This is a genomic window from Arthrobacter sp. 18067, from assembly GCF_902706295.1.
In the GTDB taxonomy this organism is placed as follows: Bacteria; Actinomycetota; Actinomycetes; order Actinomycetales; family Micrococcaceae; genus Arthrobacter.
Map to the genome: position 1 here is coordinate 106,886 of NZ_CACSJJ010000013.1, position 26,155 is coordinate 133,040.

The following is a 26,155-nucleotide window of genomic DNA, read 5'->3' on the forward strand; positions in this document are numbered from 1 at the left end:
GCTGTACGTTGCATACCCGGTAACCCCCTAACACGAAGAGGCATTAAAAAGTGGCAGCCGATTACGACGAACTCCGTACCGATGTAAAAGAGAACCAGGAGCAATCCCTCCAGGCTCTCCAATCCGCCAGCGCCCCCACGGCCAAGAGCGTCGTGCTGGAACTGGACGAAACCGATGGCCTTGATGCCAACGGCCCCGGCGGCGAAATCGTCGCTGAAGAACTGGTCATCCAGGTCATTCCGCAGGCTAACGACGAGTTCACTTGTCATTCCTGCTTCCTGGTCCGCCACCGCTCGCAGATCGCACGCGAAAAAGATGGCGTCGCCTACTGCACTGACTGCGAAGGCTAAGACGACCCACCACCCCGGCGGGCTAAACATCGTCAGGGAGTGCCGCCGTCGGGATTTAATTGCGGAAGGACCGGAGCAAACGCTCCGGTCCTTCCGCAGCTAACAGCTTCTAGGGCGCCGCTCCCGGGCCACCCACGCCCTTCCTGCGGCGATGGTTGGCCATTCTGAGCTGAAGGATCCTGGCACCGCCTGCGAGGGCCACCAGCACGCCGCCACCTACAGCTGCGATGAAGAGCGTGGTGCCGAGCGCCAGCGTGCCTTGGAGTCCGAAGAAGCGGACCGTGATCATGTCCTGGTTCTGGACAAAGAACACGATCAGCATCACCAGGACCACCAAACCAACTGCCACCGCCACCCACAGGGCGGCGGTGCGGGTCGGCCTGGACGTGGGCGCCACCGAAGGCGGGACAGTCCGATCCTGACGGGGAGCCCCGCTGGGAACCCCTGCAACATCATCCTGAAAACTCATCGACGACCCCCTCTTGTCACGGCATCAGCATGCTTTTTACATAATAAGCATGCTGATGAGTTGCGCGATAGTCAGTGACGTACCGAGTAGTCAGTTGAGGTCGGTCCGGGATCATTGTTCCGGACGGCATAGTGATGGCCTTCGGAATCGGTCTCGACGTCGAAATTCTTTAGATCCGCCTCGGAAGCCGTCTCAAAATCGTCATGCTTGTGCAGCACAGGGGTATCGGTGTCACCGTGGGTTGCCGGTCCGAAGACGGACTGCAGCCGTTCAGTGACATGCTGGAATCCCTCCAACTTGCGTCCCATGTTCTTCCACCTCCTTTCTACGGGAGAGAAAGAGCGGCAGGGCCAGTGCATGCCGTTCAGTGAGCCAATTTTACGCCCAAAATCCAACGCCGAGCTGGCATTTGATGACAATGTTCCACTCAACCATTGTCATTAAATGCCACCTGGCGAGGGGTGTTACCGCAGCGACTTGTCATCCGGGTTGCGGGGCACCACGTACGTACTGCCATCGGGACGGCGGAGGGTTTCCCACTGCTGCGTCTCGGCCTGGCGCTGGGCGAGGAGCTTCCGGTTGGCTTCGGTCATTTCATGGTCGAGGGAACTGCTGTGCGCGGGGCCGAAAACAACCCTGAACTTCCCTGTGGCGCGCATGAACTTCCGGGTGAGAGATTCCTTGGCCACGCGGATCGACTCCTCTTTTTTAGACGGTTCAATGAGTCCATAGTACGCTAATCATTAGTACACTAACTAATTGATCGGCGCGAGCTGATCCAACAAGCACAGGAGGCAGCCATGACGGCCATCGACGAGTCCGCCCAGGAGACCGACGACCTCCTCCTGGAGCGCCAACTTTGCTTTGCCCTGACCGTCGCATCCCGCAGTGTGGTGGGCATCTACAAGCCCGTACTGGAACGCCTCGGCCTGACTCATCCCCAGTACTTGGTCATGCTTGCCCTCTGGGAACGGAGCCCCCGGACGCTGAAGGACATCAGCGACAGCCTCCTCCATGATCCAGCCACCCTCTCCCCGCTGCTGAAGCGCCTCGAAGAAGCCGAGCTCATCACCCGCGAACGCGTGCCCGGCAACGAACGCGCCCTGGCCATCAAGCTGACAGAGAAGGGCGCTGCCCTCCGCGCACAGGCGACGGCTGTTCCAGGTGAAATCCGCCAACGCCTGCAGCTCAGCCGCGAAGAAGTAGCCGAGCTCCACCAAGCCATGACTGGCCTGATCGCGGCAACCCAGCGCAGCACCTCAACCTGATACCAAACCGGCAGCCAGTTTCCCTAGCCAAGCGCACAGCCTCAGTGGTGTGCTGGAAGCGGACACAGAGACGGGTACCTGAAGTGCCACGTAAAATGGACGCAAACTAGGAGATTCCATGCGCATGCGATTTGTTCGGCCCCTGTTGGCAGTCCTGGCCGTCGCCGGCCTCGCCGCATGTTCAGGCACCCCATCGCCAGGTTCCACGGGCAGCGCAACGCAGGCACCGTCGTCGTCGGCCCCTTCGAGCAGCAGCCCGAGCAGCAGCGCAACCCCCAGCGCGTCAGCAGCCGCAGGCGCAGGCGACGCCGAACTCTCCATCACGCTGATTGAAAAGCCGGAAGCCGCACCCCAGACCTTCACGCTCGTTTGCACGGCCGGCGCGCCGGCCGCCGAAAGCAACCACCCGTCGGCCGCTGAAGCGTGCACGTCCATCAAAAACAGCCCCTCCATCCTCAGCTCTGCCCCCACCAAGACAGACCAGGCCTGCACCATGCAATACGGTGGCCCGGCAACTGCCAAGGTGACCGGAGCCGTGGACGGCAAGGAAGTCACGGCGGCGTTCAGCCGGACGGACGGCTGCCAGATCGCGCTATGGGACGCCGCCAAGAGCGTCCTCGGATCAGATGGCGGCCTCTAGGCTGCAGCACCTCCCCCAAGAGCAATGGCTCGGGCTGGAGGCAGCCCATCACGCACGCGTCGAGCGCTACTCAGACCCGTACCTGGCCCGACGCTCCGCCGGTAAGAAGCACCCTGTTGAGGACTTCCTCTTCACCTACTACACGCAAAAGCCGGGCCAGCTGCTTCGCTGGCACCCCGGCGATGGAACGGTCCTCAGCGGTCCGCGCGCCCTTGAGCGTGCCGCGTGGAAGTTCTACAGAACGCTCGACGACGGCGAACTCGCCTCACTCGGTCTGCCCGCGGGCACGCCGGCGGTCACCTTTGATCGCAGCAGCTTTGTAGCCGACCGCGCCGAAGCCATCCGCTTCGCGGGCATCATCCTCGCAGGCACGGCCAAGCGTCCGGCCCAGTTCGGGTGCTTCGGCCTGCACGAGTGGGCCATGGTGTACCGGCAGGAGAAGTTCGAGCTGCGGCACGAATACCTGAAGCTGAGGCTCGGCGGTGAAGGCACGGACACGGTGGTGGAAGAGAACCGCATCCGCTGCTCCCACTTCGATGCGTTCCGTTTCTACACTCCGGACGCCACGCCTTTGAATGAGCTCACTCCCACCCGCGAAAACCAACGGACCATGGAGCAACCGGGGTGCCTGCACGCCAACATGGACCTCTACAAGTGGGCTTACAAGCTGGCCCCGGCCCTGCCCAGCGAGCTGGTGATGGATTGTTTCGAACTCTCGTGGCGGATCCGTGCCATGGATATGCAGGCTTCCCCGTACGATCTCGAAGAATGGGGCTACCCACCCATCAGGATCGAGACACCGCAGGGCAAGGCCGAGTACGTTGAATACCAGCGGGCTTTCGCGGCCGAATCCCAGGAGCTGCGGACCCGCGTGCTCCAGGCAGTAGATCCGCTCCTCCATGAGCTGACTGGATTGGCCGCCTGAGCACCCGCCGCCACCAGCGAAAGGTAACCATGGTTTCCCCCACGAGCGAGTCACCCAACAGCGAGTACGACGTCGATCTCACAGTCACGCTGACAGAGGCACCTGGCGCTGAGAGCCACGAGTTCCACCTCCGATCCACCGCCGGTCTCTTGTCACCGGACCCCGAGTCGCTCGATTCGAACCTGCCTGACGCGCCTGCGGCGCTGGCCGCCGTCGAGCAATTCGGCGCGGAAATCTTCTTTCCGGAGCCCCGACCGGACCGGATCTGCACGCAGCAGTACGGCGGTCCCCAGGTAGCCGTGGTCACGGGCTGGTTCCGTGGGCGCAAGGTCCACAGCCGTTTCAGCAGGACCGACGGCTGCGAGATTGCACGCTGGAAAACCCTGGCGTCGCTGCTGGGAAACACCGGAGGCTCAACCGGCGCGATCTAAAACCACTTAAAGCAACGCGGGGTCACTTACGGCCCGTAATGGGGTGCCCAATGGGCCGTAAGTGACCCCGCGTTGTTGATGCGGGACTTAGCCGGCGTTGTTGCTCTGTGTCGGCTCGTCGGCGCGGATCTTGCCGCGGTGCTTCTTGTCCTTCTTGTCCTTCTTCGGGTCCTCCTCGTCCGGAACCACTACGGTGCCGCCCGGGTTGACCAGGACCGTGACGAAGCTCGGCTCGCTGGTACCTGCGAAGGTCAGGCGGCCAATGTAGGAGCCGGGCTCGAGGTTCTTCCAGTTCAGCGAAATCTGGCCCGTCTTGCCGTTGGCGAGGCGGATCGGATTCGGCGTCACGGTGGCGTTGCCCTGGTTGGCACCAAGGACTGCGGCATCAACAGTGGCCTTGGTGGCCTGGTTGTTCGGGCTCGCGTAGAGGTTGGCGAAGACGTAGTAGTCGCCGGCTTCCGGGTTGGGGACGGACAGGGTTTCGCTGGCAGACGCCGTAGCGGCCGGCAACTGCTGACCGGAGGGCGTGAGCACCAGCATGTCGAAGTCCGCGGCCTCGTTGGAGGAAATGACCGAGAACTTGGCAAGGGCACTTCCCTGGCCAACAGTCACCTTCTTCACGTAGTTGGAAGCATTGGTCTCCCCCGCGAACGGGCCGGGAACAAGCTCAACAGCCGAGGAATCAGCCTTGGACAGGCCATCAACTGTGACGCCCACCGGCAGGTTGGTGCCGGAGGTGATGTTGATGGTGGCCGAGCCGTTGCGGCCCGTTCCGGTAAACGCCAGGGCCTTGTCCGCGATGACGGACTGCGGCCTGACGGCGATCGGCGAGGTGACGGTCTTGTTGGCACCCTGCCAGCTCAGCGAACCCATGGCGAACTTGCCCAGGGCTGCGTTGTTGTTTTCGAACTGGACCTTGAACGTCTTCTTCTCACCGGCTGCCCCGAAGTTCAGGACGGACGGAGTGACCTTGACGTTGACGCCCGGGACGTTGACCGAGGCACGGTAGAGGCCCGGGGTCAGCGCCGTCACCGTACGGGTGACCTCGATCTTGCCTGCGAGGTTGCCGAGAGCGAAGGAAGGAACGTTCATGTCGCGCGGTGCCGTGGTGCCGAGGCCTTCCATGCCCAGGTCCATGCCCGTGCCCTGGATGAACTTAAGGTAGTCCTCGGTGGTGGCGTCGTACACGAGGCCGGGCGAGAGGACCTTGGCCGGATCAACCTGTCCGGCACCTGTTGCGAAGACGTCCTTGTTGATGGCGCCGTTGGCCAGCTTGACCGGACCGGCGGTGGTCATCATGGCGGACTTCACGGTGGCCGGGGACCACTTCGGGTTCTTGCCCAGGATCAGCGCGCCGAAACCGGCAACGTGCGGGGAAGCCATGGACGTTCCGGACAGGAAGCCGAAGTTGTCCCCGCCGGTACCGATCGGAGAAACACCGGCGAGGATGGCGACGCCGGGGGCGGACACATCAGGCTTCAGCAGGTCCGAGTCCGTGGCAAGCAGCGGACCGCGCGAGGAGAACCCGGCGATCTGCGGCTGAGCCTCGGCCGGCAGGCCTGTGGTGTCCCGGTTCAGCAGGGAGACGGTGATGGCGGGGTTGGCCGTGACCTTGTCCTTGATGGCCTGGGTAGCAGGCGGGTTCACGTGGACCGTGGGGATCACGTGCTTGTCGGTATCCAGCGATGAATCCGTCAGGTTCACCAGGATCATGCCCACGCCACCGCCGCGCAGTACTTCGGCGCTCTTTGCGGTGCGATCAACCACGCCGCGGTCACAGACAACAACCTTGCCTGTTACCTTGGCCGGGTCCAGGGACCCCGGTGCACACAGCGCCGCGTTGCCTTCACCGCTTGCAGCGTTGGTGGACAGCACGACGCCGGCCCCACTCACCTCGCGGTTCATGATGCTCGCTCCGCGGAACTTGCTGCCATCGGAGAACTCAACAGTGCCCTGGAGTTCCTGCGAGAAGGAGGTCGCGGCAACCGTGGTCAGCCAGGGTGCTCCATGGTTCACGGTGCTGGCGGTCGGTCCGGAGTTACCGGCCGAGGTGGCCACGAAGATACCTGCCGAGGCCGCCGACAGGAACGCCAGCGAAACGGGATCCGTGGTGGACGTCGTGGAACCGGAGATGGAGTAGTTCAGGACATCCACACCATCCAGGATGGCCTGCTCGATCGCGTCCACCGAAGCGGAGCCGTAGCAACCACCCGTGGCGGGGTCGGTGTCTTCCCAGCACACCTTGTAGACGGAGAGCTTTGCTGCGGGTGCGATGCCGCTGGTGGTTCCGAAGCTGCGGCCATCCACCACTGCGTCCACGTTGGCGTTGCCCGCCGCGGTGGACGCGGTGTGGGTGCCGTGGCTGTCCACGTCCACGGGAGAGATGACCTCTTCCGGAGCGCGGTTTTCCGGAGGGACGGTCTCAAGGAAGGCGTCCGCGAAGTAATGGGTGCTGAGGACCTTGGAGTTGCAGGCGCTGCCATCGTAGTCCGCGCCGGTATCGGTGCCGGCCTGGCATTCGCCGACGAAGGTGTCGCCGTCGGCCTTGAGCATGGCGATCTTGCCGTCGGCGGTGCGGTAGGGAACGCCGACCTGCGGGTTGCCTACCAGCGGCCCAACGGGTTCACCTGCGAAGAACGGATTGGAGGGGGTGTAACCGGTGTCGATCACGCCAACAACGGTGCCCTTGCCGGCGTTGTCCTGTCCGCCGTACTGGGTGGCCCATGTACCGTTGGGACCGCTGAGCTTCAGGAAGTCGGTGGTGGAGTAATCCGGGGCGTACTGCGTGTCCGGTGCAACCATGAGGACCTTGGGATCCTTGGCCAGGTTAATGGCCTGGTCTGCCGTCAGGTTTGCGCTGAAACCATTGACGGCGGTGGTGAAGTCACGCTCGATGGTGACGTTTTCCTGCGTTGCAATGTCCTGCTGCTGTGCTTGCAGGTGCTGCTGGTATTCCTTCACCTCGGCACTGTCGGCGTCGAGTTTCGTGCCTTCTTCCGGCTTGGTGGGCGCAAGGCCCGCCGTGCCGCCGTCGTAGGTTGCTGCAGGCTTCTCGGCAAGGACCACCATGTAACGGCCGTCTTTATATGCGCTGGGGTCAAGGTTCTTCTTGGCCACGCCTGCAACATTCCCGGGCGTCTCCGGAGCGGGAGCGGCCTGGGCCGGCATCGCCATCGAAGAGAGAAGCAACGGCAAGCCCACGGCCAGTGCCGCAGCCTTTCGAAGCCCCCCGCTTCTGACGAAGCTCTTTCCTTGTGATTTCACGAGTCGTTGCACCTTTCACTGAGGGAGGCCCGGGCTCCATCGCCAAGGCCTGTCAACTGGAGTTGGTTGGTTTTTTGACAGTTCCTGTCAAAGAAGCGCAACCAGCCGAGTCACAGAGTACCTAGTGAGAGCCAAATATGACATACAGCACATTTGGAGAAATTTGTCTTGTCACAGCAACGGCGATTCGTCATGGAACGACCAACAACGGACCACAGGAAAATCCTGCGGTCCGTTGCTGGTTATCGAACCGCAAGGTCAGCCCTTCGGCGTCACCTGCAGCCGGTCAAACGAGACCTGGGCGCCATCCTTGTCCAGGACCACCACGTCGTCCCGCCCGTTCTTGACGTCCGAGGGGAGGATGAATTCCACGGTGTTGTCCGTGGTGGGGAAGATCCACCCCAGACGATAGCTGTTTTTGTTCAGGTACACGTAGTACCAGTCCCCGTATTCCAGGTCTTTCAGCACCACCTTCTGCCCCGTGCGGTACTTGTCCGCGGTTCCCAGGTCAGTAGGCGGCGTGCCCAGGTTCTGGCGGGTCACGGTGGGCTCAGCCACCGGTTTCAACGGCTGCACGGCCAGCACCAGCGAATCACCTTCGGCAGCAGCGGCAACTTCACGGGAACCGTTTCGCGCTTTTGCCTCAAAGGAAACGGCACCGAGCGTTCCGGCAGCGATGTCTGCTGCCGTCAGCACATGCCCGCGCGTAGCGGTCACCGTGGAGCCAGCGGCGAGCGCAGCCGCCGAGATGCCGGCGTCGGGTGCTTCCAAACCGGTCACGGCGACATTGCCGGCGTTGCCCACCGTGTAGGTGTAGGTGACGGGATCACCGGCACTGGCGAACCGGTCGCCGTCGGCGTCTTCCCACGCTGCCGAGACGGTGGCCTCAAGCTTGGGCTCACGAACCTTAAGATCTACTTCGCTGCCATCCACCGTGAAGGTTTTGGTGCTTTGGCCTGCCGAACTGACTTCCCAGGTAGTTATCGGAATGAAGAATCCCTGCCCAGCTTCTTCAGCGGTCACGGTGTGGCGTGGCGTGGCGCATTGGTAGCTCTGCCCGGCCGGCAGCACACCGTAGCGGCAGTTGCCTGGCCCTTCCGGAAGGAACGGGCTGAACTTGCCGGCAGTCGGGACTACCTTCTCAACCAGCGGACTGGTGTTCTTCACCGAGAACGTATAGGGAACCAAGTCACCTGCAGCGTACGGCTGGGTTGCCAGGTCACGCCCGACGTCGGCACGCGTCCCGCTGATGTCAGCCGTCAGCAGTCCGTCGCGCAAAGCGACGGCAGCGCCGGTGAACGGGACGGTCTTGGTGAGGGACGGCGTCGAACTTGCGGTGATGCTGAAGCTGGCCTCCGGCACGAAGTAGCCCCGCTCAATGTCGGCAGCGGTGATGACGTGCTTGGCGGTGGTGCAGTTGTAGCTGGCACCCGCGGCCAGGTTGTTGTAGCGGCAGTTAGGGGCCGACGGCGGCAGGAAACCGGAGTCGAAAGTCCCGGAAACCGGCACTGAGTTGGCCGCGACGTTGGCCGTGCTCTTGACGTTGAGCGAGTAGCTGAGGACCTCTCCTACCTGGTACGGGCTGGCGGGAACATCGCGCGTCGGCGCCGTTCCCGTGATGGTCAGGCCTACCTGCGGGGCCACCGGCACCGTGGCCGTGAACGTGAACTGCGAAACCCGGCCATCCGCCGTCGTAAATGCAGCGTTCAGGTTCTGCGGTCCGCTGGCGTTCGCGGGTGCGGTCAGTGCGACGTTGACGGTTGCCGAGGCTCCGGGGGCGACGTCAGGCACCGGCACCGTGGTGGCTGACCAGCCAGTGGGTGTGTAGACGGTGGCCGCGGCGCCGGACAAGGTGGCGGCTTCCTGGTTGGTGACGGTCACGGGCACCTGCTGGGTTGCCCCCGGCGCGGTGGTGACGGCCGGGACGGAGAGCGGGGCGCAGGCGTAGTTCAGCCAAGCGTCATCGAACTTCGCGAATGGCATGTTGTCCGTGTAATTGCCCTCGTAGAGCACGCCGAACTTGCCGTCCTCGAGGCGGCTCACCGTGGAGTAGGCGGAGAAACCGGACCGGATGGTGCGGACGCCCGGCCAGGTTGCACCGTCGTCGCAACTGACGCGGGCGGAGACGTTTTCGCGGCCGGTCTTGGAGTTGGCGTTGGTGAAAATGAGCTTCCTGGCATCAACCGAACCCTGCGCCGCGTTCGGGAACATGCGTGCAATGGCGCCGTTGTTGGCGGGATCCGGGAGTTCGGTGTCCTGCGTAACGGGACCATAAGTGGCCCCGCCGTCCGTCGATATGGCCACCTTGCGGTAGCCCTGGTTGGCGTTGTCCCGTGAATTCAGGAGCACGCGGCCGTCGGAGAGTTCCACGGTCTTGTTCTCGTCCATACGGTCACCGACGTTGGCGCCCTTATGCCAGGTGGCGCCATGGTCATCGGAGTAGACGCTGTAGGCCTGGATCTTGTTGGTGCCGTCCGCCTGGCGGATGTCCCCGGCGTACTGCTGGATCAGGCGGCCCTTGTACTGGCCGTACTTCAGCTGAATGCCCTCACCGGAGGACGCGAAGTTGGACCGGACATCGCCCGCTGCGGGGCTGGTCTTGCTGGTTCCAGGCTTGGTCACACTGGTGATGAGCCGCGGCTGGCTCCAGGTGACCCCACCATCGGAGGACTCGATGACTGCCGAGGAAATCACGGTCCGGTCGGCGTCATTGTTGCCGAACTGGCTGCCACCGAAGCCCTGGTCCTTGGAGTACACGAAGAAAGCGAAGACCTTGCCCGTTTCAGAGTCGTAAATGTAGGAGGGATCGCTGTAGCCGTACTTGGGACCACTGGCATCGCCCACATGCCCGGCTGCGATGACCGTCACCGGCCCCCACGTACGGCCGCCATCGGTGCTGCGGCGCTGCACGATCGAGTTCGGATTGGGAGCGTCCGCGGCTGAATCCGGACGCCCATCCCAGGCCGCGAGCACCACGTTGTTGCCCAGATACGTCAAGGCGGGGATCCGATAGAAGAAGTTGGCGCCCGTACGGTCGGCACCGATGTTGGCCTCAGTGAAGGTGCCGGGAGCTGCCGTGGGGTTGCTTGGTGGGATCGGGGCGGCGATGGCCGGGAGACCGAGGCCGGCCAGGAGGCCCAGGCTCAGTGCGCCGGCGGCAGCGATACGGGCGAGCGATGGTGCAGGGGGTATGGATTTCAAATCCAGTGTCCTTTCGAATCGTCACGATGGGCGTTCGTGTTACGTGCTACGTCGAACGTCCTACAACCATAGAGTGCTCGGCGTCACATTGCTAGGGATGAAGCTGGGGAAGCCCTCCGATGCGGCAAAGATGTAGCCTCGAGAGCGAACCGCCCACCTCTTTTGAACCCCTGGAGTCGCCGTGAAAATCCTCGTCCCGGACACCATCGAACTGGACCTCGCCGAACTTGCCGCTTCAGGGGACGGCATCGTCACTTACGCGGTGGACCAGCCCATCCCCAGCGAGCACCGCGATGCCGAGGTACTGGTCGCTTGGCGGAACACGTCAGGCAATCTGTCCGACGCCGCCAAGGAGTTGCCGAGGCTCCGACTGGTGCAGACACTCGCAGCCGGACCGGACTCCGTGCTCGCTGCCGGCTTCGCGGGAAACGTGGCCATCACCTCCGGCCGCTCACTCCATGACGGCCCCGTCGCCGAACACGCACTGGCGCTGGTACTGGCGGCCATCCGCCGGCTGGACGTCCTGCTGGAATCCCAAAAAGCAGCCACGTGGAACAAGCCCTACAACGAGGCACAGTCCAGCCCGGCAACCGAACAGCTCTACACGCTCGACGGCGCCAAGGTCACCATTTGGGGCTTTGGTTCCATCGCGGGGCGGCTCGCTCCCCTGCTGGCCGCTTTGGGGGCGAGTGTCACCGGCGTGGCCAACTCAAAGGGTGAGCGCTACGGGTTCCCCGTGGTTTCAACAGACCAACTACCCGAGGTTCTGGGCACCACCGACGTCCTGATTTCGATCCTGCCCGCCACGGACGAAACCGCAGATGCCCTGAACGGGGACATCCTGCGCGAACTCCCGGCCAGCGCAGTCTTTGTCAACGTGGGCCGCGGCGCCACGGTTGACGAAGACGCCCTCCTTGCGGCCTTGCAGGAAGGTCGACTGCGGGCCGCGGCCCTCGACGTCACCAAGGTTGAGCCACTGCCCGCCGATTCGAAGCTGTGGGCGGCCCCGAACCTCATCATCACGCCCCACGTGGCAGGCAACCGCCCCAAAGGGTCAGCGCCCCTGGTCACGGAAAACGTCACCGCGCTCAAGGACGGCAAGCCACTGACAAACCAGGTGGCCGGCTAGCCAACTTGCTCATTGGCATGGTGATTTCCTTGGGGAAAACAGCTTGCACGAAAATAGTAAGCATGCTTATGTTATGGAGTCCGGGGTGGCCAGCAGAGGGTTTCCATCCCACGCGCAGCATGAGACATCGTGAGGAAACGCATGTACCTGCACACCCAGCTTCTCATCAATGAAATCGCCGCCGACGAGCCAGATCCAGCAGCCGCAAATGCCCTCCAGGAAGGCCTGGGCGGCCAATTCGGCGAGATGCGCACCATGATGCAGTACCTGTTCCAGAGCATGAATTTCCGGGGTGACGCTGCCTCGAAACCCTACAAGGACCTCCTGCAGGGCATTGGTACAGAAGAAATCAGCCACGTGGAGCTCATCGGGACAACCATCTCCCAGCTCCTGGACGGTTCACCCCGCTACCAGGGCAAGAAGGCCGATCCGGTGGACCAGCCGGGCGCTGGCGGAGCTACTCCCCTGAAGATCGCGCTGGACACCAGCAACATCCACCACTACCTGGTGGGTGCCCAAGGCGCGTTGCCGGTGGACGCCGCAGGCAATCCGTGGAGCGGCTCCTACGTCTACAACAGCGGCAACCTAGTGCTGGACTTGCTGTACAACCTGATGCTGGAGTCCACAGGCCGGCTCCAGAAGTGCCGTATCTACGAAATGACGGACAACAAGACAGCGCGCTCCACCATTGCCTACCTGATCGTCCGCGACCAAGCCCACGAGAACGCCTATGCCAAGGCCCTGGAGAGCCTGGGCGTCAACTGGGGCAAGGTCCTTCCGATTCCCAAGACCAACGCCGAGCAGTTCCCGGAGGTGAAGAAACTGCTGGACAAGGGCCTGCAAAGCATCCAGTACACCTTCAGTGCCGACAACCTCAGCGAGGCCGGCAAACTCTACCGCGGCGCGTCACCATCCAATGACGGGACGGAGCTCAGCACTGACGTCATGCCGGACGGGTTCCCCATCACCATCTCCCCTGAACGCAAGGAAGAGTTCGCGCCGGGTCTTGATCCTGAACTGATGGCCCTCATCCAGGCCACAGCGGAACAGGAACTCAAGGACGCGGACAGCCCCAAGGAATCAAAGCCCAAGGCGGCCAGGAAGAAGTAGCAACACCCGCGAAAAGCGGGCCTGTCCTCCAGGGAGGGCAGGCCCGCTTTTCGCGGAATATCAGGCGTGCTCGTACGTCAGGCAGTCGGCGGCTTCGCGGCCCGGACCAACCTTGACGTCGTGTGCCTCGCACATGAGGTTGTTGTTGTGGACGCACTCCGAGCGCTGGCAGGCGCCCACGTGGGCGAGGACCTTGGGAAGTCCACCCATGGCATTCGTGTCGATGAACGTAGCGCACGATGCGTGATCCGTGGTTCCGCCAATGGTGATTCCGAAGGCCGTGCAGCCATTGTGGTTGAATCCGCAAGTGCCAACGCTACAGGCGGATACTTCGGCAACGTGTTCGGTCATTGTTCCTCCTGGTTTGGATCCTGAATAGTACTGGGGCTGAACCCCGCGTGTACTCCCAAAACTACGCCGGAATCGCGCCGTTTAACCCCTTTGAATAGCGCATTTGTATGTGCCCTAATCCGCGCCATTCCGCCGAAATACGGCGGTTTGGAAGTTAGGTATTACTTACTTGGCCTGCGCAACGCGTCGCTGATCCGGGCCCGCGTTTCCGCATCCAGCGGAGCGGTCACCCGGTTCTCGCGAGCAGCCCGGTCCGCCATGATCTTCTGGACGACCATACGGCCCAAACCAGCAAAAACTGCCGCGGCCACAACGCCCAGCACCATCGATTTCGGTTTCTCAGCCATGCCGCAATCCTAGTGACGCCCGACACGCGCGGCCAGTGCCGCCGTCGGCCGTTCCCCAGCACCTCACGCCGGGGCTCCATCTGGTCCAATTTCCCCCGCCGCGGCGGGGTGTCCTCGCGCAATCCGGCTGAATAGGGTATGGGCGCCACTCCCGGTAGAATGGGTGTGCAAGCTCGCGGAGCGCCCCCCATGCCGTTCAAACATTGCAGTTCACCACCGTGTTTAACCCTGTGTTCAAGACGCTGTTTGAATGCGGCTGAATGGCGTGAGACGGCACCTCCGCGGCAGCCTTATTTAAGGTTCACCCAACTCACGCACAGGAGTTACCGGATGCCCCGGATCGTCGTTGACGTCATGCCCAAGCCCGAGATTCTGGACCCCCAGGGGAAGGCCATCGTGGGTGCATTGCCCCGCCTCGGCTTCAACAGCTTCAGCGCAGTCCGCCAAGGCAAGCGTTTTGAACTCACCGTCGACGGCGAGGTGACCGACGCTATCCTGGCCCAGGCCCGCGAAGCTGCCGAGACCCTCCTGTCCAACCCGGTGATCGAGGATGTTGTCAACGTCGAGGTCGTCGAGGCCTGATATGACGTCGATCCCCCTGATTGGCGAGGCAGTCGCCGTCGCCGCCGAGCCCCGCTTGGCCGGTGCCAAGATCGGCGTCGTGACCTTCCCCGGCACCCTTGATGACCGCGACGCCGCCCGTGCAGTGCGGCTTGCAGGCGCCACGGCGGTGCCGCTCTGGCACGCCGACAGCGAACTCGGCGATGTTGACGCAGTCATCATCCCCGGCGGCTTCTCCTACGGTGACTACCTCCGCGCAGGCGCCATTTCCCGGTTCGCTCCGTTGATGTCCAAGATCATCGACGCTGCCAACTCCGAAGCAAAGCTCCCCGTGCTGGGTATTTGCAATGGTTTCCAGATCCTGACCGAGTCGCACCTGCTGCCCGGGTCCATGATCAAGAACGACCACCTGAAGTTCATCTGCCGCGACCAGACGCTGCGCGTGGAGAACGCCAACACCGCCTGGACCGTGGACTACACAGACGGCCAGGAAATCATTGTGCCGTTGAAGAACCAGGACGGCCAGTACATCGCCGACGAGAAGACGCTGGATGCCCTTGAGGCTGAGGGCCGCGTGGTGTTCCGCTACGTGGGCTTCAACCCGAACGGCTCCCGCCGCGACATCGCCGGCATCTCCAACGCAGCCGGCAACGTAGTGGGCCTCATGCCGCACCCCGAGCACGCTGTGGAGGCCGGCTTCGGTCCTGAGGCTGGTTTGTCCGGCTCCGCCGGCGAGCCCCGCGACACCGACGGCCTCGGTTTCTTCACCTCCGTTTTGACCAAGATTGTGGGAGGCGACAAGTGACCACGGAAACCACCAAGAAGTTCAACATCGATACCGTTGAGCACGCTGCCAAGACCCCGGACACGGAACTCCCGTGGGCCGAGCTGGGCCTGAAGCAGAACGAGTTCGACGAGATCGTCAAGGTCCTTGGCCGCCGCCCCACCGGCGCCGAGCTGGCCATGTACTCCGTCATGTGGAGCGAGCACTGCTCCTACAAGTCCTCCAAGAACCACCTCCGCCAGTTCGGCGAGAAGGTCACCGAGGAAATGAAGAAGGACATGCTGGTGGGCATCGGCGAGAACGCCGGCGTCACCAACCTGGGCGACGGCTGGGCCGTGACCTTCAAGATCGAGTCCCACAACTCGCCGTCGTTCGTTGAGCCGTACCAGGGTGCCGCTACCGGCATCGGCGGCATTGTCCGCGACATCATTTCCATGGGCGCCCGCCCGGTGGCCGTGATGGACCCGTTGCGCTTCGGTGCGATCGACCACCCGGACACCGCCCGCGTCATGCACGGTGCCGTTGCCGGCATCGGTGGCTACGGCAACTGCCTCGGCCTGCCGAACATCGGCGGCGAAATGGTCTTCGACTCCGTCTACCAGGGCAACCCGCTGGTGAACGCACTGGCCGTGGGCGTCATGCGCCACGAGGACATCCGCCTGGCCAACGCCTCCGGCAAGGGCAACAAGGTTGTCCTGTTCGGTGCCCGCACGGGTGGCGACGGCATCGGCGGCGCTTCGGTGCTGGCCTCGGAGTCCTTCGATGACACCAAGCCCTCCAAGCGTCCGGCCGTCCAGGTGGGTGACCCCTTCGCTGAGAAGGTCCTCATCGAGTGCTGCCTGGAGCTCTTCAAGGGCTCCCTGGTTGAAGGCATCCAGGACCTCGGCGCTGCAGGTATTTCCTGTGCCACGTCCGAGCTCGCTTCCAATGGCGACGGCGGCATGCAGGTGGAGCTGACCTCCGTCCTGCTGCGCGACCCCACGCTGACTCCGGGCGAAATCCTCATGTCCGAGTCGCAGGAACGCATGATGGCTGTCGTGACCCCGGAGAACATCGCCGCGTTCGAAGCCGTGATGGACAAGTGGGCCGTGGAGTACTCCTGGCTGGGTGAGGTTACCGACACCGGTCGCCTCATCATCACCTGGGAAGGCGACGTAATCGTCGACGTCGATCCCCGCACCGTAGCGCACGACGGACCGGTCTACGACCGTCCGTTCGCCCGCCCGGAGTGGCAGGACTCGGTGCAGGCGAACACCTTCACCGGTTCCGTCGAGGACGCCGGCCGTCCTTCGGCTCCTTCCGAACTGGCCGCGGCCGTCACCGAGCTCGTGGCATCGCCGAACATGTGCAGCAAGGCCTGGATCACCAACCAGTACGACCGCTACGTTGGCGGCAACACTGCCATGGCCTTCCCGGACGACTCCGGCGTGGTCCGCGTTGACGAGGAAACCGGCCTGGGCGTTGCCCTGGCCACCGACGCCAACGGCCGCTACACCTACCTCGAGCCGTACCAGGGTGCACAGCTTGCCTTGGCCGAGGCCTACCGCAACGTCGCCACGTCCGGCGCTGTTCCGATGGCCGTCAGCGACTGCCTGAACTTCGGTTCCCCCGAGGACCCGGACGTCATGTGGCAGCTGGCAGAAGCCATCCGTGGCCTCTCCGACGCCTGCATGGAACTCGGCATCCCGGTCACGGGCGGCAACGTGTCCCTGTACAACCAGACCGGCACCACGCCCATCCACCCCTCCCCTGTGGTGGCGGTCCTGGGCAAGCTCGACGACGTCGCCCGCCGCACGCCGTCGGGCTGGCGCGAGGACGGCCAGGCCATCTACCTGCTGGGCACCACCGCAGCAGAGCTGGACGGTTCCGAATGGTCCAACCTCCGCGGACACCTCGGTGGCCTGCCGCCGAAGGTTGACCTCGCAGCAGAACGCGCATTGGGCGAAATCCTGATCAACGCGTCCCGCGACGGCATGGTTGACGGAGCACACGACCTCTCCGAGGGTGGCCTTGCGGCCGCTTTGGTTGAGTCCTCGCTGCGCTACGGCGTCGGCGCCCGCATCGCCCTTGAGGAACTCATGGAGCGCGACGGCGTGGACCTGTTCACGGCACTCTTCTCCGAGTCACAGGCGCGTGCGATCGTGTCCGTTCCCCGCTCCGAGGAAGTCCGCTTCAAGGACATGTGCACCGCCCGCGGCTTCGCCCACCTCCGGATCGGCGTTGTTGACGCTGCCGGTGGAAAGCTGGAGATCAACGGCGTGGACGAGCTCTCACTGGACGCTCTGCGCGAAGCGCACGAAGCAACCCTGCCGAAGTACTTCGGCTGATCCTCCCCGTTTAAAGCAACGCGGGGTCACTTACAGCCCATAAATCCCTTCGGGATGGGCCTTAAGTGACCCCGCGTTGCTTGTTTAAGCCGGCCAAACAGTCTGCCGGGCCAGCTGCGCCGTGAAGTCAGCCTCCGGCAAGGGCCTGCCGAAGTAGTACCCCTGGCCGCTGGCGCAGCCGATGCTCCGCAGTGCCTCTGCCTCCTCGGCGGTCTCGATGCCTTCCCAAACCCCCTCAAGCCCGCACGATCGGATGACCTCCTGGATGGCGGCCAGGAACTTGAGCTGGGAAGGGTCTTTCCCGAGGTCCTTCACGAACTGCCGGTCCACTTTCACCCGGTCCACGGGCAGTTTCCGCAGGTAACCCATGGACGAATATCCGGCACCGAAGTCGTCAATCTCCAGGCCCACGCCAAGCCGGTGCAGGCTTGCCAAGGTATATCGGTCCAGCTCATTGTTCTGGATGATGGCGCTCTCGGTCAGCTCCAGGACCAGCGATTCCGGAGGCAGGCTTTCCTCCGCCAGGGCTTCGCTGACGTCGTCCACGAATTCCAGGCTTTGAAGGTCCGCGGCTGAAACATTGATGCGCATGGAAAAGTCATGGTGTGCGGTGGCTGGATTGTTCCGCCAATGCCGGAGCTGCCCCACGGCGGTGCGCAGGACCCATCTGCCCAGCTCCGCGATGAGCCCTGTAGCCTCCGCAACAGGGATGAACTGGTCCGGCATGATGATGCCGTGCACGGGGTGGTTCCAGCGGACCAGGGCCTCGCAGCCCTCTAGTCTTCCATTCGCCAGTTCCACGATGGGTTGGTAGAAGAGAACCAACTGATCCGAACGGATCGCTTCGCGAAGTTCTCCCACAATCTGCCGCTGAAGCTGACGGGCGTGCAGGGTGGCGGGGTCGAACACCTTGAGCTTGTTACGCCCCTCGCTTTTGGATTCATCGACAGCAAAATCGGCTTCCTGGAGAAAGTCCTCGATGGTGTGGTGCGGCTCCGCGATCCGCAGGCCCATGCTCGCGCCGCAGCGGACACTATTGTTCCCGAGATCGATGTTGGGTTCCAGTGCGGCCAGGATGCGGTTGCCGACGGCGGTGGCCCGCGTTTGGGGCGTGGCGGGCAACAGCACGGCGAATTCGTCGCCACCCAGGCGGGTAACGACGTCGTTCTCCCGGACGGCCGACTGGATGCGCATCGCAACGGTGACCAGAACCTGGTCACCAGCTGCATGGCCGGCCGAGTTCTTCAGTGCTTTGAAACTGTCCAGGTTCAGGAGGAGAAGCGCAGGCGGAGCGGAGCCCTTGGCAGCAGCATCCTGGGCTGCGATGAAGGCGTCAGCCAACGCCACGCGGTTGCCGAGCCCGGTGAGAGCATCGGTAAGCGCCTCCCGTCGCTGCTCATAACGTGCTTGGTGGAGCTCCTGCATCAGGGCTTGGACATGCCGTTCCAGTTTTTCGATGCGGGCACCGTCAGTTGAGACCAGCCTTCGGGGCTTGGTGCTGGTCACGACTCTTCCAGTCGGCGCAGCGTGGTGTCGGCGACAGCCTGCGGTTTGGCCACGGGATTGCGGCGCTCGTCCAGGAAAAGCCTGTAGGAGGCAATGTCCAGCCTGCCGTCAGACTCCACCTTCTTGCCGGCACGGTACACGTGCGTGATCCAGGATCCGCCGAGGATGGCCTCGATCCAAGCGTCGCATTCTGCCAGCGGGAGGTGGACGCGGGTGCCGGTATTCCTGCGGTGGCCCGCGATGGACACCGTGATGCAGCTGCCCAGGAGGCCTTTGTCCGCCGTGAACCAGGCGAGGCCTTCGACGTCGGCCACGATGGTCAGGTTGGCATTTCCGTCCTCCACCGACTGAACTGGCCCCATCCTGACCGAACGGCGGTCCGCGTTCAGCGACGTGGGCGTTCCCGCCATGTAGGGAGCGCTGGTGATGTCCTGCCGGAACGCGGACAGCTCCTGGGTGTGCTGGATCTGGATCCTGGTGGTGAGTTCGTTGAAGGTCATGATCGTGCCTCATCCGCGATAATGGCCGCCTCGAGGCGGTCAGCTCCTACAATCCGGTTTCTTCCTTGCGCTTTGGCGCTGTAAAGGGCTGCGTCCGCTACCTCGATCATGAAATTCAGATCGGCGCCGGCAGGGATGCTGGAGGTGACTCCGTAGCTGATGGTCGGGAATGAGACGCCCTCCGGCGCCGGCGCGGCTGCCATTCGGCGACTGATTTCGGCTGCGATACTTTCGGCACGGTCCTGCGTGGCACCGGGCAGGAACAGGATGAATTCTTCGCCGCCGTAGCGTCCAATAAGGTCCGTGGACCTGACCGAGGCGCCGCAAGCTTCGGCGAAGGCTTGCAGGGCCACGTCTCCGGCACCATGGCCATATTCGTCATTGACGGCTTTGAAGTGGTCCAGGTCGGCCAGAACTACGGCCGCGCCGGATCCCGTGGAGTGCAGGCGGTCCAGTTCAGTACCGGCCAAGTCCAGGAAGGTTCCGCGGTTTAGGAGGCCGGTCAGGTGATCCCGGGCTGCCCGTTCCTTGAGACCCCTGATGAGCTGATCGCTGGTGAGCGCTGTCATGCTGAAAGACACGGTGACCAGAAGCACCATGGATATCAGAGCGGAAGGCCCGGGCCCAAAGTAGGTGCGGAAGGCGTGGCTCGCCGGTCCCTCCAGCGCATAAACCATCCAGCGGCCCATGTAGTAGACGGCCAACAGGCCTGCGGCAATGGACAGCGCCTTGTGGACCTGGGAGTGCGAGGACTTGATGAACCACAAATCATAGGCGGCCAACGAAATACCCACGGTCATCATGGCCAGGTACACGAAACCCCCGGACCACACGTTGTTCGCGGGGCTCTCCAGGACGGAAGCGACAGCTGTTACGGCAGGTCCAATGGCCAGCTGCCACGGCGGCGCTTTCTGGTCCCGGAGGGTCTTCGCACCAGCCCAAACGCTGAATGCTCCCGCCACCACCAGGACGTTGCCCACGGGATTGGCCCACTGTTGGTGAGGGGTGCCGTTCAGGAGGAAAGCAGCATTGCCCACCATGAACTCCAGCAAGGCCAGGCTCCACCAGCCTGCATACGGCGAACGCGTGCGGTGGAATGAGGTACAGAACAGCACCAAGAGGGTCACTGTGACCACGCCCAGGGCAACTCTTACCGAAAACGCATCGAGCACCATGTCCAACCCCCTCAGCTGGTCATCCTTCGGCTTTGAGTTCAGTGTCTCGGGGCTTACTCAATCCCGATGCGGCATTTGCTCAAGATTTGCTCAAGATCAGCTGCACTCCCCCCAAGGCGCGTTTCCCTAGGCAGTCCAGTGGCCGTCGTCGTGATATTCCGCCTCCAGCCCGTGCGGCGTTTTCTCCCACTTGTGCGGGCTGGTGAGCATCTGCCATGCCGCCCGCCAGGCAGCCACTGAGTGCAGCACCCAATAGAACGGGTTGAGCAGGGCGAAGATCGCGATCCGCCATCCGTGGCGACGAAGGGTGGCAACCCCGGAGACAACAATCATCATGGCGTTGCCGAACAGCATGGAAACCACGCCTCCCACCAGGAGCCATTCGGGCAGGACCAAACCGACAATGTCGTACCCGATGTACGTCACTACGGTGAACCCCACAACCAGCGGGTAGGCCAGGAAAGCCAAGGGTGTCCCCAGGATCAGGCCGAGGAATCCGACGGCACCGGCAACCTCGGTGCTCTTGATGTAGCGCAACGTGTTCCGCGTATTGACGGCCGAGGTCACCATGTAGCCCTTGATCCAGCGCGTGCGTTGCTTGATCCATGCCGGCACCTGGGAGCAAGCTTCCTCCCACGTGGTGGAGTTGATGACGCCCACGCGGTATCCGTCCACGGCAGCCCGCAGGCCCAGGTCGGCGTCCTCAGTGACGTTCCACGGGTCCCACGCGCCGACCTCCTTCAGCAGTGCGGTGACAAAGTGGTTGGACGTGCCACCCAGCGGCAGCGGGATTCCGGAGTTGTCCAGGCCAGGGAGCATCGAGTCGAACCAGTGGGTGTACTCGATGGTGAACATCCGGGTGAGGACGTTTTGGTCTGCATTGAAATAGTTGAGCGCGGCCTGGACGCAGATGAGTGGTTTGCGCTGGGGGTTGAGGTGCTCCCGTTCGAATTCGTCCTGCTTGAACGCGGCTATGGATGCGCGGAGCTGGCCGGGGTCCGGGCGGTCCTCGGCGTCGTAAATGACCACATACTCGCCACGGGCGAACGTGAGCCCGTAATTGCAGGCCCTGGGCTTGGTCTGGGGATCACCCTTGGGCACGATGAGGATGCGGACATACTCCGGCGGCCGTGAGGCTTTCGCTGCGGCGATGGTCTCGGCGTCGTCCTCTTCCAGGAGAACCAGGACGTCCAACTTGGACCGTGGATAGTCCAGCTGGCCGAGGTTGGTCAGCAGCTTGTCGATGATGTTGGCTTCCCGGAACACGGGCACCAGGATGGTGTAGACGGGCAGTTCGCCGTCGGGAACCCGTTCCTCCGCCAAGGGAGGCAACCCGCGGCTTGCCCTCTCCCTGTCCCTGGCTTTGGCCACAGCGGCGTCATGCAACCGGTCGAAAGGGCTGCGGAGGCTGGCCAGCGTCTTGAAGCCGATGCTCACCAGGAACACGATGTTCGCAGCGGCCAACAGCACGATGATCGCAGTCAGCGGCGAGAGCACGAATGCCGCCACGATTCCCAGGAGCAGGACCACCGGGAGGTAGCGCTGCCATTGTGTCAGGGCGGTGCGGGCGGACTCTCCCGGCCGCTCCTCGGCAAGGCGCTCGGCGGACTCGTAGAGGAGGTGGCGGCGGAAGGAACGCTGGATCGACTGGTTGATGTCCCAGTCAGTGGTGGTACGGAAAACGACATCCCTGGCCCCGAACGTCAGGGCCGCCTCATGCGCGATGGCGGCCGAGGGAGCCACCGCCGTGGCAACAGTCAGGAGGTCTCCCTCCATCCGCCATGGCAGCCAACGCGGCTCACCCAGTCCGCTGTAGCCGAGCATCTCCATCAGCCGGTCATCAGCCGGTTCGGCAACCAGGTCCACCAGCGGCGCCTCCCAATGCTGAGCCAGGACTTCATAAATCCGACGCCGGTCCAGGCCGGCTTCCAGGATGAGGTGCCGGCCCAGCAATCCACCTTCGCTCACGGCCCGGTCAAGTGCCCGCTGCAACTGTTCCGGGGTTACCAAACCGGCAGCGAGCAGTGTCTGGCCGATCGATTGCCGGTTGAGCGTGGCGTCGGCAAGGTGTGAAGAGGAAGTCATCGGTCGGAGGACCTTTCATAGATCCGGTGAGTGGGGGTGGAAAAGGCAACGGAGTAGCGGACGTTGAAGGCCGGGTTCTTGCCGATCGCCTGGTACACCAGGTCCGTGGGCCCGGAGTCCCGCGCTCCTGTACCCGCTTCAACATTGACGAACACCCACTTTGCGTACGTCGCAGGGTCCTGCAGCGCCGGACCGAAGTAATCCCCGGAAGCGCGGTTGTAGATCTCCTTCAGCGGAATACCCATCACTGGAAGCACCGCATTGCCACGGGCGCTCTCGTCCATCAGGATTCCGCCGGACTCGTAGTGCTCGTTGAGCCAGCGCGCCGCGGCCGTGGAATTCGTGGTGGACTCAGCCGACATCCGGCCCTCCGCCAGCACGGCAAGCCGTCCCGAGGGGTCCTCGCTCCACCACACGTTCTGCACCACGAGTCCTGCCAGCAAGGCGCCGATCAGCCAACGCCTGTGCCGTGCGGGCCGGGTGATTTCTTCGACGAACACGGCCACCAGGATGGCCACCAGCGGCAAGGCCGTCAACGCGAAGCGGTTGTTCCACCACGTGGACGGCAGCGAGTGATCGTTGTTGATGGCGGTCTGGCCCAGGAACAGGCTCAGCAGCGCAAACGCATAAGCGCTGCCGGTCACCGCCACCAGCAAGGTGCTGTTGGCGAAGCCACGCCTGAAGACAAGCACGACGGCGCCGCACGCCGCCAAAGCGAGGACAACGACGCCGGCCGTCTCCAGCAGCGACCAGTGGAAAGTAGTCAGCGTGAGCCCCAGGTTGCCCTTGGTAGGCAACAGTCCGCCGTCGGTAATGTTCTTTTGCTGCGCGTAAGCGGAGTATTGCCCAAACATGAACTCCAGCGGGTTGCCGTAGATGGCCCAGTTGTAGGAGATCCACCAGAGCACCGCCGCGGCAGGGATCATGACATAGCCGCCGGCCATGACGAAGGCCTCCCGCCAGGCGCCGGTGCGGCGTTTGGCCACGATCAGGACGAACAGGGTTCCGGTCATCACCAGCGCCCAGCCCTCGTAACGGGAAAGCACCGCGGCCGCCGATGGAATCCCGGCGAAGACTGCCAGCTCGCCGGCACTCATTCGACGCCGGCTGGTGGCCCAATGCGCCAGGCCCGCCATGCCGCCCACGATGCACATGATGAGCACCGGCTCGGTCAAGGCCGTGGTGTAAACGTAGAGGACCGCCGGGTTGGCCAGGACCACCAGAGTGGCGGCCAGCCGCCCTGCCCTGCCCAATCCGAGGCGGGCGGCGATCAAGTACAAACCGGTGGCGGTGGCAGACAACGCCAGGACACCCAGGATTCCTGCAGCCCAGCCCGTGCTGAACAACCACATGTTCAGCACGAACGGTGCCAGCAGCAGGTGCGGCATGGGCAGCCAGACGGTGCCCAGCTGTTCAAAGCCGGGCGCCTTGCTGTCGAAAATACGCCGGGCGATGGTCAGGTGGCTTTGGGCGTCGGAGTAATCCAGGTTGGTGCCGTGGCCGATCGTGTAAAGGCAGGCGACGTAGCCCACCAGCAGCGAAACCACCGCGACAATCCTGGTGCCCGGGACCTTGCGACCAACCACCGGGGCACCGAGCCGGGCCCAACCCCTCTGGACCAGCAATGTCAGGGACCGCGGCGCCGGCTGCCGGTGGGCAGCCCGGTGCCGGGTAGCGACGCTAGTTGCCATGGGCCTGTTCTGCCGATTCGGCCGGATCTGCCGGTTCTACCGGTTCCTTGGCCGCCTGTTCAGCGTCCACGTACGCCTGTGCTTCCTTGGCACGGCGCCTCACGAGCACGGTCCGGAGGGCGAAGGCCAGTCCCAGCACCAGGACAGCTCCGCCGATCCACCAGGCATACGGCCGGTAGTCGTCGGTAACAGCCTTCTGCGGAACCAATACGTTGCTTTCCAGCAGGACAGGGGTTCCCGAGGGCTGGGTCACCAGGAGATTCCGGGACAGGGAAGCCCAGCCGCCTTCAACGCCACTGACATGGGAGGCCAGGGATGCCTGCAACGTAGACGCCGCAGCTGCGTCGCCCTCGGGCGCCCACGCTCCGAGCAGCAGCAGATCGCGGCCACCCTGCTCGAACGCTTCCAACACACCGAACGGCGCCGTGGTGCCAACGCCATATTCGACGTCGGCAGGTGCGATGGTGCGGAACTCCGCCAACCGCAGGGGTGCCGAGAGCTTGTTGGCCACCTCTGCGCTGGCACCCACTACCAGCCCGGACTCGCTGGAACTGGCCAAGGTATCCAGACCCACAACGCGGGTGTCCAGCAACGTGGCGCTGTCACGCTGTAAGGACGCCACCAGCGTGGCCGCATTGACGGTGTTCGGCTGGGCATGGCCATCGCCGAATGCCACGGGTACGCCCTGTCCAAAGGCCTGGGGGAAGCGTGCGAAGCCTGCCTTTGTGGAACCGCCGCGGACGGCGGTGAGGGTGCTTCCAGCGGTATCCAGGGTCACTTCCATGGGCATGACACCCGCAGGACCGGTGCAGTCGCCGCCGGCCGGGAGCGCAGCCAGGCGGATCCGCAGGCCGTTCTTCGCCTGCAGTTGCCCCGCTGGAACCTCAGCGTCCACCGTGAAGGCGTCACCGCCGTCGAGGTTCTTGGAGCTGAGCAGGTAGTCGTTCCAGAAGACCGAGAGCTGCGCCTGGGCGTTGTCCGGGACGGCCGTGTGCGTGCCTTTGAGCTGGACCTTCACTGAGGACACCGGGCCGCCAAACTGCGACTGGCTGACGCCGACGTAGGATTCCGGGGTGCCGTAGCCGGAAAGTTTGAGCGTGGTGCTGCCGAGGTCCTTGAGGCTCTGGACCAGTCCGGGAGCGGCAGGCAGCGCGGACGTAAGGCCGGTGACGGATGAAGTCACCGCGAGCGCCGTCTTATCGCTGGCAAACGCCCGGGCTGCGGTGCGGAGTTCTTCATCGTGGCCGCTAAGGATGAGTTGGGGAAGGCCGGCTGCAGCGGTCAGCTGCGTGTTGGTGGCCCCGGAATCGGCGACGACGCTGATTATCCGGCTCCCTGCCGGGAGGCCGGCCGTGCGGGCCGCGAGTTCAGCGTCCGGAACCACGCTGACGCTGGCCTCGGGGTAGCGGTGGGCCATGGCGGCCGACGCGGTCATGATGGCCGCGGAAACGTCTGCTCCGGGATCCGCGGGGACGGGAAGTACGACGGCGGGCACGGACGCCGGGAAGAACTCGCCAACGGTTGTGGGAGCCTTGGCGGTTCCGCTGAAGTCGACCGACAGATTGCTGAGCGTTGCCGTTGAGTTGGACAGGGCGCACATGGTTTGCGTGGCCGGTATGAATTGCAGCCCCACGGAGAGTTGCTGGCCAACAACGTCGGCGCTGCTGACTGCTTCGTCGAGGGGAACAGTGGCCGCTGCGGTGCTTTCGAGGATGACCCGGCCGTTGACCGTCGCGCGGACCGTCCCCTCAGGCTTCCCCGACACCGCGATTGTCCCCTTCACCCGGGTGGGTTCCAAGCCGGCCGTCACTGGCACCACCACCATCTGCTCTGCTTGGCCGGCGAGCGCCGAAACGCTCGATGAGGTCTGCCGCGCCGATCCCTGGGCGGGTGCAGGTGCAGCGGTTGCTGCCGGCGCGGTGGCAGCGGCCAGCGCCAGGGTTGCGGCAGAGGCGAGCAGGATCCGGACCGGGTGGGGTCTGGTTTGGAGGCGCGGGCGTGGTCTGGCAGGGGTTTGGGTCACGATGTCAGTCCTGAGTAA

The 26,155-nt window shown here is 63.8% G+C and carries 23 protein-coding genes; 10 read left to right on the top strand and 13 right to left on the bottom strand.

The window, feature by feature from the left end:
- Positions 1 to 50: 50 nt before the first annotated feature.
- Positions 51 to 350, top strand: a complete 300-nt coding sequence (locus tag GVL04_RS14145) for a DUF4193 domain-containing protein (protein WP_011773410.1) — start codon at positions 51 to 53, stop codon at positions 348 to 350.
- Positions 351 to 459: 109 nt separating this feature from the next.
- Here the strand turns inward: GVL04_RS14145 and GVL04_RS14150 are convergent, their stop codons facing one another.
- From GVL04_RS14150 to GVL04_RS14160, 3 genes are all read right to left on the bottom strand, one after another.
- Positions 460 to 819, bottom strand: coding sequence for a lipopolysaccharide assembly LapA domain-containing protein (locus GVL04_RS14150; RefSeq protein WP_159705657.1), 360 nt, complete (start codon positions 817 to 819; stop codon positions 460 to 462).
- Between the two features lie 71 nt (positions 820 to 890).
- Complete coding sequence (locus GVL04_RS14155) at positions 891 to 1,127, bottom strand: hypothetical protein (protein ID WP_159705659.1); 237 nt, start codon at positions 1,125 to 1,127, stop codon at positions 891 to 893.
- A gap of 156 nt (positions 1,128 to 1,283) precedes the next feature.
- Positions 1,284 to 1,508: a hypothetical protein gene (locus GVL04_RS14160; RefSeq protein ID WP_026541816.1), complete on the bottom strand. Its 225-nt coding sequence runs from the start codon at positions 1,506 to 1,508 to the stop codon at positions 1,284 to 1,286.
- A 111-nt stretch (positions 1,509 to 1,619) separates the two neighbouring features.
- On the opposite strand from GVL04_RS14160, the gene GVL04_RS14165 reads away from it, so the two are divergent.
- The 4 genes from GVL04_RS14165 (at position 1,620) to GVL04_RS14180 (ending at position 4,083) form a co-directional block, all read left to right on the top strand.
- Positions 1,620 to 2,087, top strand: a complete 468-nt coding sequence (locus GVL04_RS14165) for a MarR family winged helix-turn-helix transcriptional regulator (protein ID WP_159705661.1) — start codon at positions 1,620 to 1,622, stop codon at positions 2,085 to 2,087.
- Between the two features lie 118 nt (positions 2,088 to 2,205).
- A complete protein-coding gene (locus tag GVL04_RS14170; protein ID WP_159705663.1) occupies positions 2,206 to 2,727 on the top strand; it encodes an SSI family serine proteinase inhibitor in 522 nt (173 codons plus the stop codon).
- The gene (locus GVL04_RS14175) at positions 2,714 to 3,652 is read left to right on the top strand and encodes a 3-methyladenine DNA glycosylase (protein WP_159705665.1); all 939 of its coding nucleotides are present in this window, start codon (positions 2,714 to 2,716) and stop codon (positions 3,650 to 3,652) included. The genes GVL04_RS14170 and GVL04_RS14175 overlap by 14 nt, the downstream gene beginning before the upstream one ends.
- Before the next feature lie 29 nt (positions 3,653 to 3,681).
- Entirely contained in the window at positions 3,682 to 4,083 is a 402-nt protein-coding gene (locus GVL04_RS14180) for a serine protease inhibitor (protein ID WP_159705667.1), read from the top strand.
- Between the two features lie 87 nt (positions 4,084 to 4,170).
- Here the strand turns inward: GVL04_RS14180 and GVL04_RS14185 are convergent, their stop codons facing one another.
- Both GVL04_RS14185 and GVL04_RS14190 read right to left on the bottom strand, forming a co-directional pair.
- Positions 4,171 to 7,251, bottom strand: coding sequence for a S8 family serine peptidase (locus GVL04_RS14185; protein WP_235036297.1), 3,081 nt, complete (start codon positions 7,249 to 7,251; stop codon positions 4,171 to 4,173).
- 354 nt (positions 7,252 to 7,605) lie between these two features.
- A complete protein-coding gene (locus GVL04_RS14190) occupies positions 7,606 to 10,548 on the bottom strand; it encodes an exo-alpha-sialidase (protein WP_159705669.1) in 2,943 nt (980 codons plus the stop codon).
- Between the two features lie 181 nt (positions 10,549 to 10,729).
- On the opposite strand from GVL04_RS14190, the gene GVL04_RS14195 reads away from it, so the two are divergent.
- Both GVL04_RS14195 and GVL04_RS14200 read left to right on the top strand, forming a co-directional pair.
- Positions 10,730 to 11,677 carry an NAD(P)-dependent oxidoreductase gene (locus GVL04_RS14195; RefSeq protein ID WP_159705671.1) on the top strand — a complete coding sequence of 316 codons (948 nt, stop codon included), beginning with the start codon at positions 10,730 to 10,732 and terminating at the stop codon, positions 11,675 to 11,677.
- 141 nt (positions 11,678 to 11,818) lie between these two features.
- Positions 11,819 to 12,787 carry a manganese catalase family protein gene (locus tag GVL04_RS14200; protein WP_159705673.1) on the top strand — a complete coding sequence of 323 codons (969 nt, stop codon included), beginning with the start codon at positions 11,819 to 11,821 and terminating at the stop codon, positions 12,785 to 12,787.
- A gap of 60 nt (positions 12,788 to 12,847) precedes the next feature.
- On the opposite strand, the gene GVL04_RS14205 is transcribed toward GVL04_RS14200, so the two are convergent.
- Both GVL04_RS14205 and GVL04_RS14210 read right to left on the bottom strand, forming a co-directional pair.
- Complete coding sequence (locus GVL04_RS14205; protein WP_159705675.1) at positions 12,848 to 13,138, bottom strand: DUF1540 domain-containing protein; 291 nt, start codon at positions 13,136 to 13,138, stop codon at positions 12,848 to 12,850.
- 161 nt (positions 13,139 to 13,299) lie between these two features.
- Positions 13,300 to 13,485: a hypothetical protein gene (locus GVL04_RS14210; RefSeq protein WP_159705677.1), complete on the bottom strand. Its 186-nt coding sequence runs from the start codon at positions 13,483 to 13,485 to the stop codon at positions 13,300 to 13,302.
- A 330-nt stretch (positions 13,486 to 13,815) separates the two neighbouring features.
- Between GVL04_RS14210 and purS the strand changes: the two genes are divergently transcribed.
- Genes purS through purL form a run of 3 tightly spaced genes read left to right on the top strand, consistent with a single transcriptional unit; the run spans position 13,816 to position 17,157 of the window.
- Complete coding sequence (gene purS / locus GVL04_RS14215) at positions 13,816 to 14,067, top strand: phosphoribosylformylglycinamidine synthase subunit PurS (RefSeq protein WP_011773385.1); 252 nt, start codon at positions 13,816 to 13,818, stop codon at positions 14,065 to 14,067.
- A gap of 1 nt (position 14,068) precedes the next feature.
- Complete coding sequence (gene purQ, locus GVL04_RS14220) at positions 14,069 to 14,851, top strand: phosphoribosylformylglycinamidine synthase subunit PurQ (protein WP_159705679.1); 783 nt, start codon at positions 14,069 to 14,071, stop codon at positions 14,849 to 14,851.
- Complete coding sequence (purL, locus tag GVL04_RS14225) at positions 14,848 to 17,157, top strand: phosphoribosylformylglycinamidine synthase subunit PurL (protein WP_159705681.1); 2,310 nt, start codon at positions 14,848 to 14,850, stop codon at positions 17,155 to 17,157. Before purQ ends, purL begins: the two co-directional genes overlap by 4 nt.
- Before the next feature lie 84 nt (positions 17,158 to 17,241).
- Here the strand turns inward: purL and GVL04_RS14230 are convergent, their stop codons facing one another.
- The 6 genes from GVL04_RS14230 to GVL04_RS14255 all read right to left on the bottom strand — a co-directional run bounded on the left by GVL04_RS14230 (position 17,242) and on the right by GVL04_RS14255 (position 26,137).
- Positions 17,242 to 18,663: a bifunctional diguanylate cyclase/phosphodiesterase gene (locus tag GVL04_RS14230; protein ID WP_159705683.1), complete on the bottom strand. Its 1,422-nt coding sequence runs from the start codon at positions 18,661 to 18,663 to the stop codon at positions 17,242 to 17,244.
- A complete protein-coding gene (locus tag GVL04_RS14235) occupies positions 18,660 to 19,163 on the bottom strand; it encodes a hypothetical protein (RefSeq protein ID WP_159705685.1) in 504 nt (167 codons plus the stop codon). Before GVL04_RS14235 ends, GVL04_RS14230 begins: the two co-directional genes overlap by 4 nt.
- Entirely contained in the window at positions 19,160 to 20,338 is a 1,179-nt protein-coding gene (locus GVL04_RS14240; RefSeq protein ID WP_159705687.1) for a GGDEF domain-containing protein, read from the bottom strand. The genes GVL04_RS14235 and GVL04_RS14240 overlap by 4 nt, the downstream gene beginning before the upstream one ends.
- Before the next feature lie 126 nt (positions 20,339 to 20,464).
- A complete protein-coding gene (locus tag GVL04_RS14245; protein ID WP_159705689.1) occupies positions 20,465 to 22,423 on the bottom strand; it encodes a glycosyltransferase in 1,959 nt (652 codons plus the stop codon).
- Complete coding sequence (locus tag GVL04_RS14250; RefSeq protein WP_159705691.1) at positions 22,420 to 24,114, bottom strand: glycosyltransferase family 39 protein; 1,695 nt, start codon at positions 24,112 to 24,114, stop codon at positions 22,420 to 22,422. The genes GVL04_RS14245 and GVL04_RS14250 overlap by 4 nt, the downstream gene beginning before the upstream one ends.
- Entirely contained in the window at positions 24,104 to 26,137 is a 2,034-nt protein-coding gene (locus tag GVL04_RS14255) for a cellulose biosynthesis cyclic di-GMP-binding regulatory protein BcsB (RefSeq protein WP_159705693.1), read from the bottom strand. Before GVL04_RS14255 ends, GVL04_RS14250 begins: the two co-directional genes overlap by 11 nt.
- Positions 26,138 to 26,155: the final 18 nt, after the last annotated feature.

Coding starts and splice junctions, on each gene's coding strand:
- GVL04_RS14200 (WP_159705673.1), top strand. CDS start 11,819: ATGTACCTGCACACCCAGCTTCTCATCAATGAAATCGCCGCCGACGAG.
- purQ (WP_159705679.1), top strand. CDS start 14,069: ATGACGTCGATCCCCCTGATTGGCGAGGCAGTCGCCGTCGCCGCCGAG.
- GVL04_RS14210 (WP_159705677.1), bottom strand. CDS start 13,485: ATGGCTGAGAAACCGAAATCGATGGTGCTGGGCGTTGTGGCCGCGGCA.
- GVL04_RS14245 (WP_159705689.1), bottom strand. CDS start 22,423: ATGACTTCCTCTTCACACCTTGCCGACGCCACGCTCAACCGGCAATCG.
- purS (WP_011773385.1), top strand. CDS start 13,816: ATGCCCCGGATCGTCGTTGACGTCATGCCCAAGCCCGAGATTCTGGAC.
- GVL04_RS14250 (WP_159705691.1), bottom strand. CDS start 24,114: ATGGCAACTAGCGTCGCTACCCGGCACCGGGCTGCCCACCGGCAGCCG.
- GVL04_RS14170 (WP_159705663.1), top strand. CDS start 2,206: ATGCGCATGCGATTTGTTCGGCCCCTGTTGGCAGTCCTGGCCGTCGCC.
- GVL04_RS14175 (WP_159705665.1), top strand. CDS start 2,714: ATGGCGGCCTCTAGGCTGCAGCACCTCCCCCAAGAGCAATGGCTCGGG.
- GVL04_RS14155 (WP_159705659.1), bottom strand. CDS start 1,127: ATGGGACGCAAGTTGGAGGGATTCCAGCATGTCACTGAACGGCTGCAG.
- GVL04_RS14235 (WP_159705685.1), bottom strand. CDS start 19,163: ATGACCTTCAACGAACTCACCACCAGGATCCAGATCCAGCACACCCAG.
- GVL04_RS14240 (WP_159705687.1), bottom strand. CDS start 20,338: ATGGTGCTCGATGCGTTTTCGGTAAGAGTTGCCCTGGGCGTGGTCACA.
- GVL04_RS14165 (WP_159705661.1), top strand. CDS start 1,620: ATGACGGCCATCGACGAGTCCGCCCAGGAGACCGACGACCTCCTCCTG.
- GVL04_RS14205 (WP_159705675.1), bottom strand. CDS start 13,138: ATGACCGAACACGTTGCCGAAGTATCCGCCTGTAGCGTTGGCACTTGC.
- GVL04_RS14180 (WP_159705667.1), top strand. CDS start 3,682: ATGGTTTCCCCCACGAGCGAGTCACCCAACAGCGAGTACGACGTCGAT.
- GVL04_RS14185 (WP_235036297.1), bottom strand. CDS start 7,251: ATGCCGGCCCAGGCCGCTCCCGCTCCGGAGACGCCCGGGAATGTTGCA.
- GVL04_RS14150 (WP_159705657.1), bottom strand. CDS start 819: ATGAGTTTTCAGGATGATGTTGCAGGGGTTCCCAGCGGGGCTCCCCGT.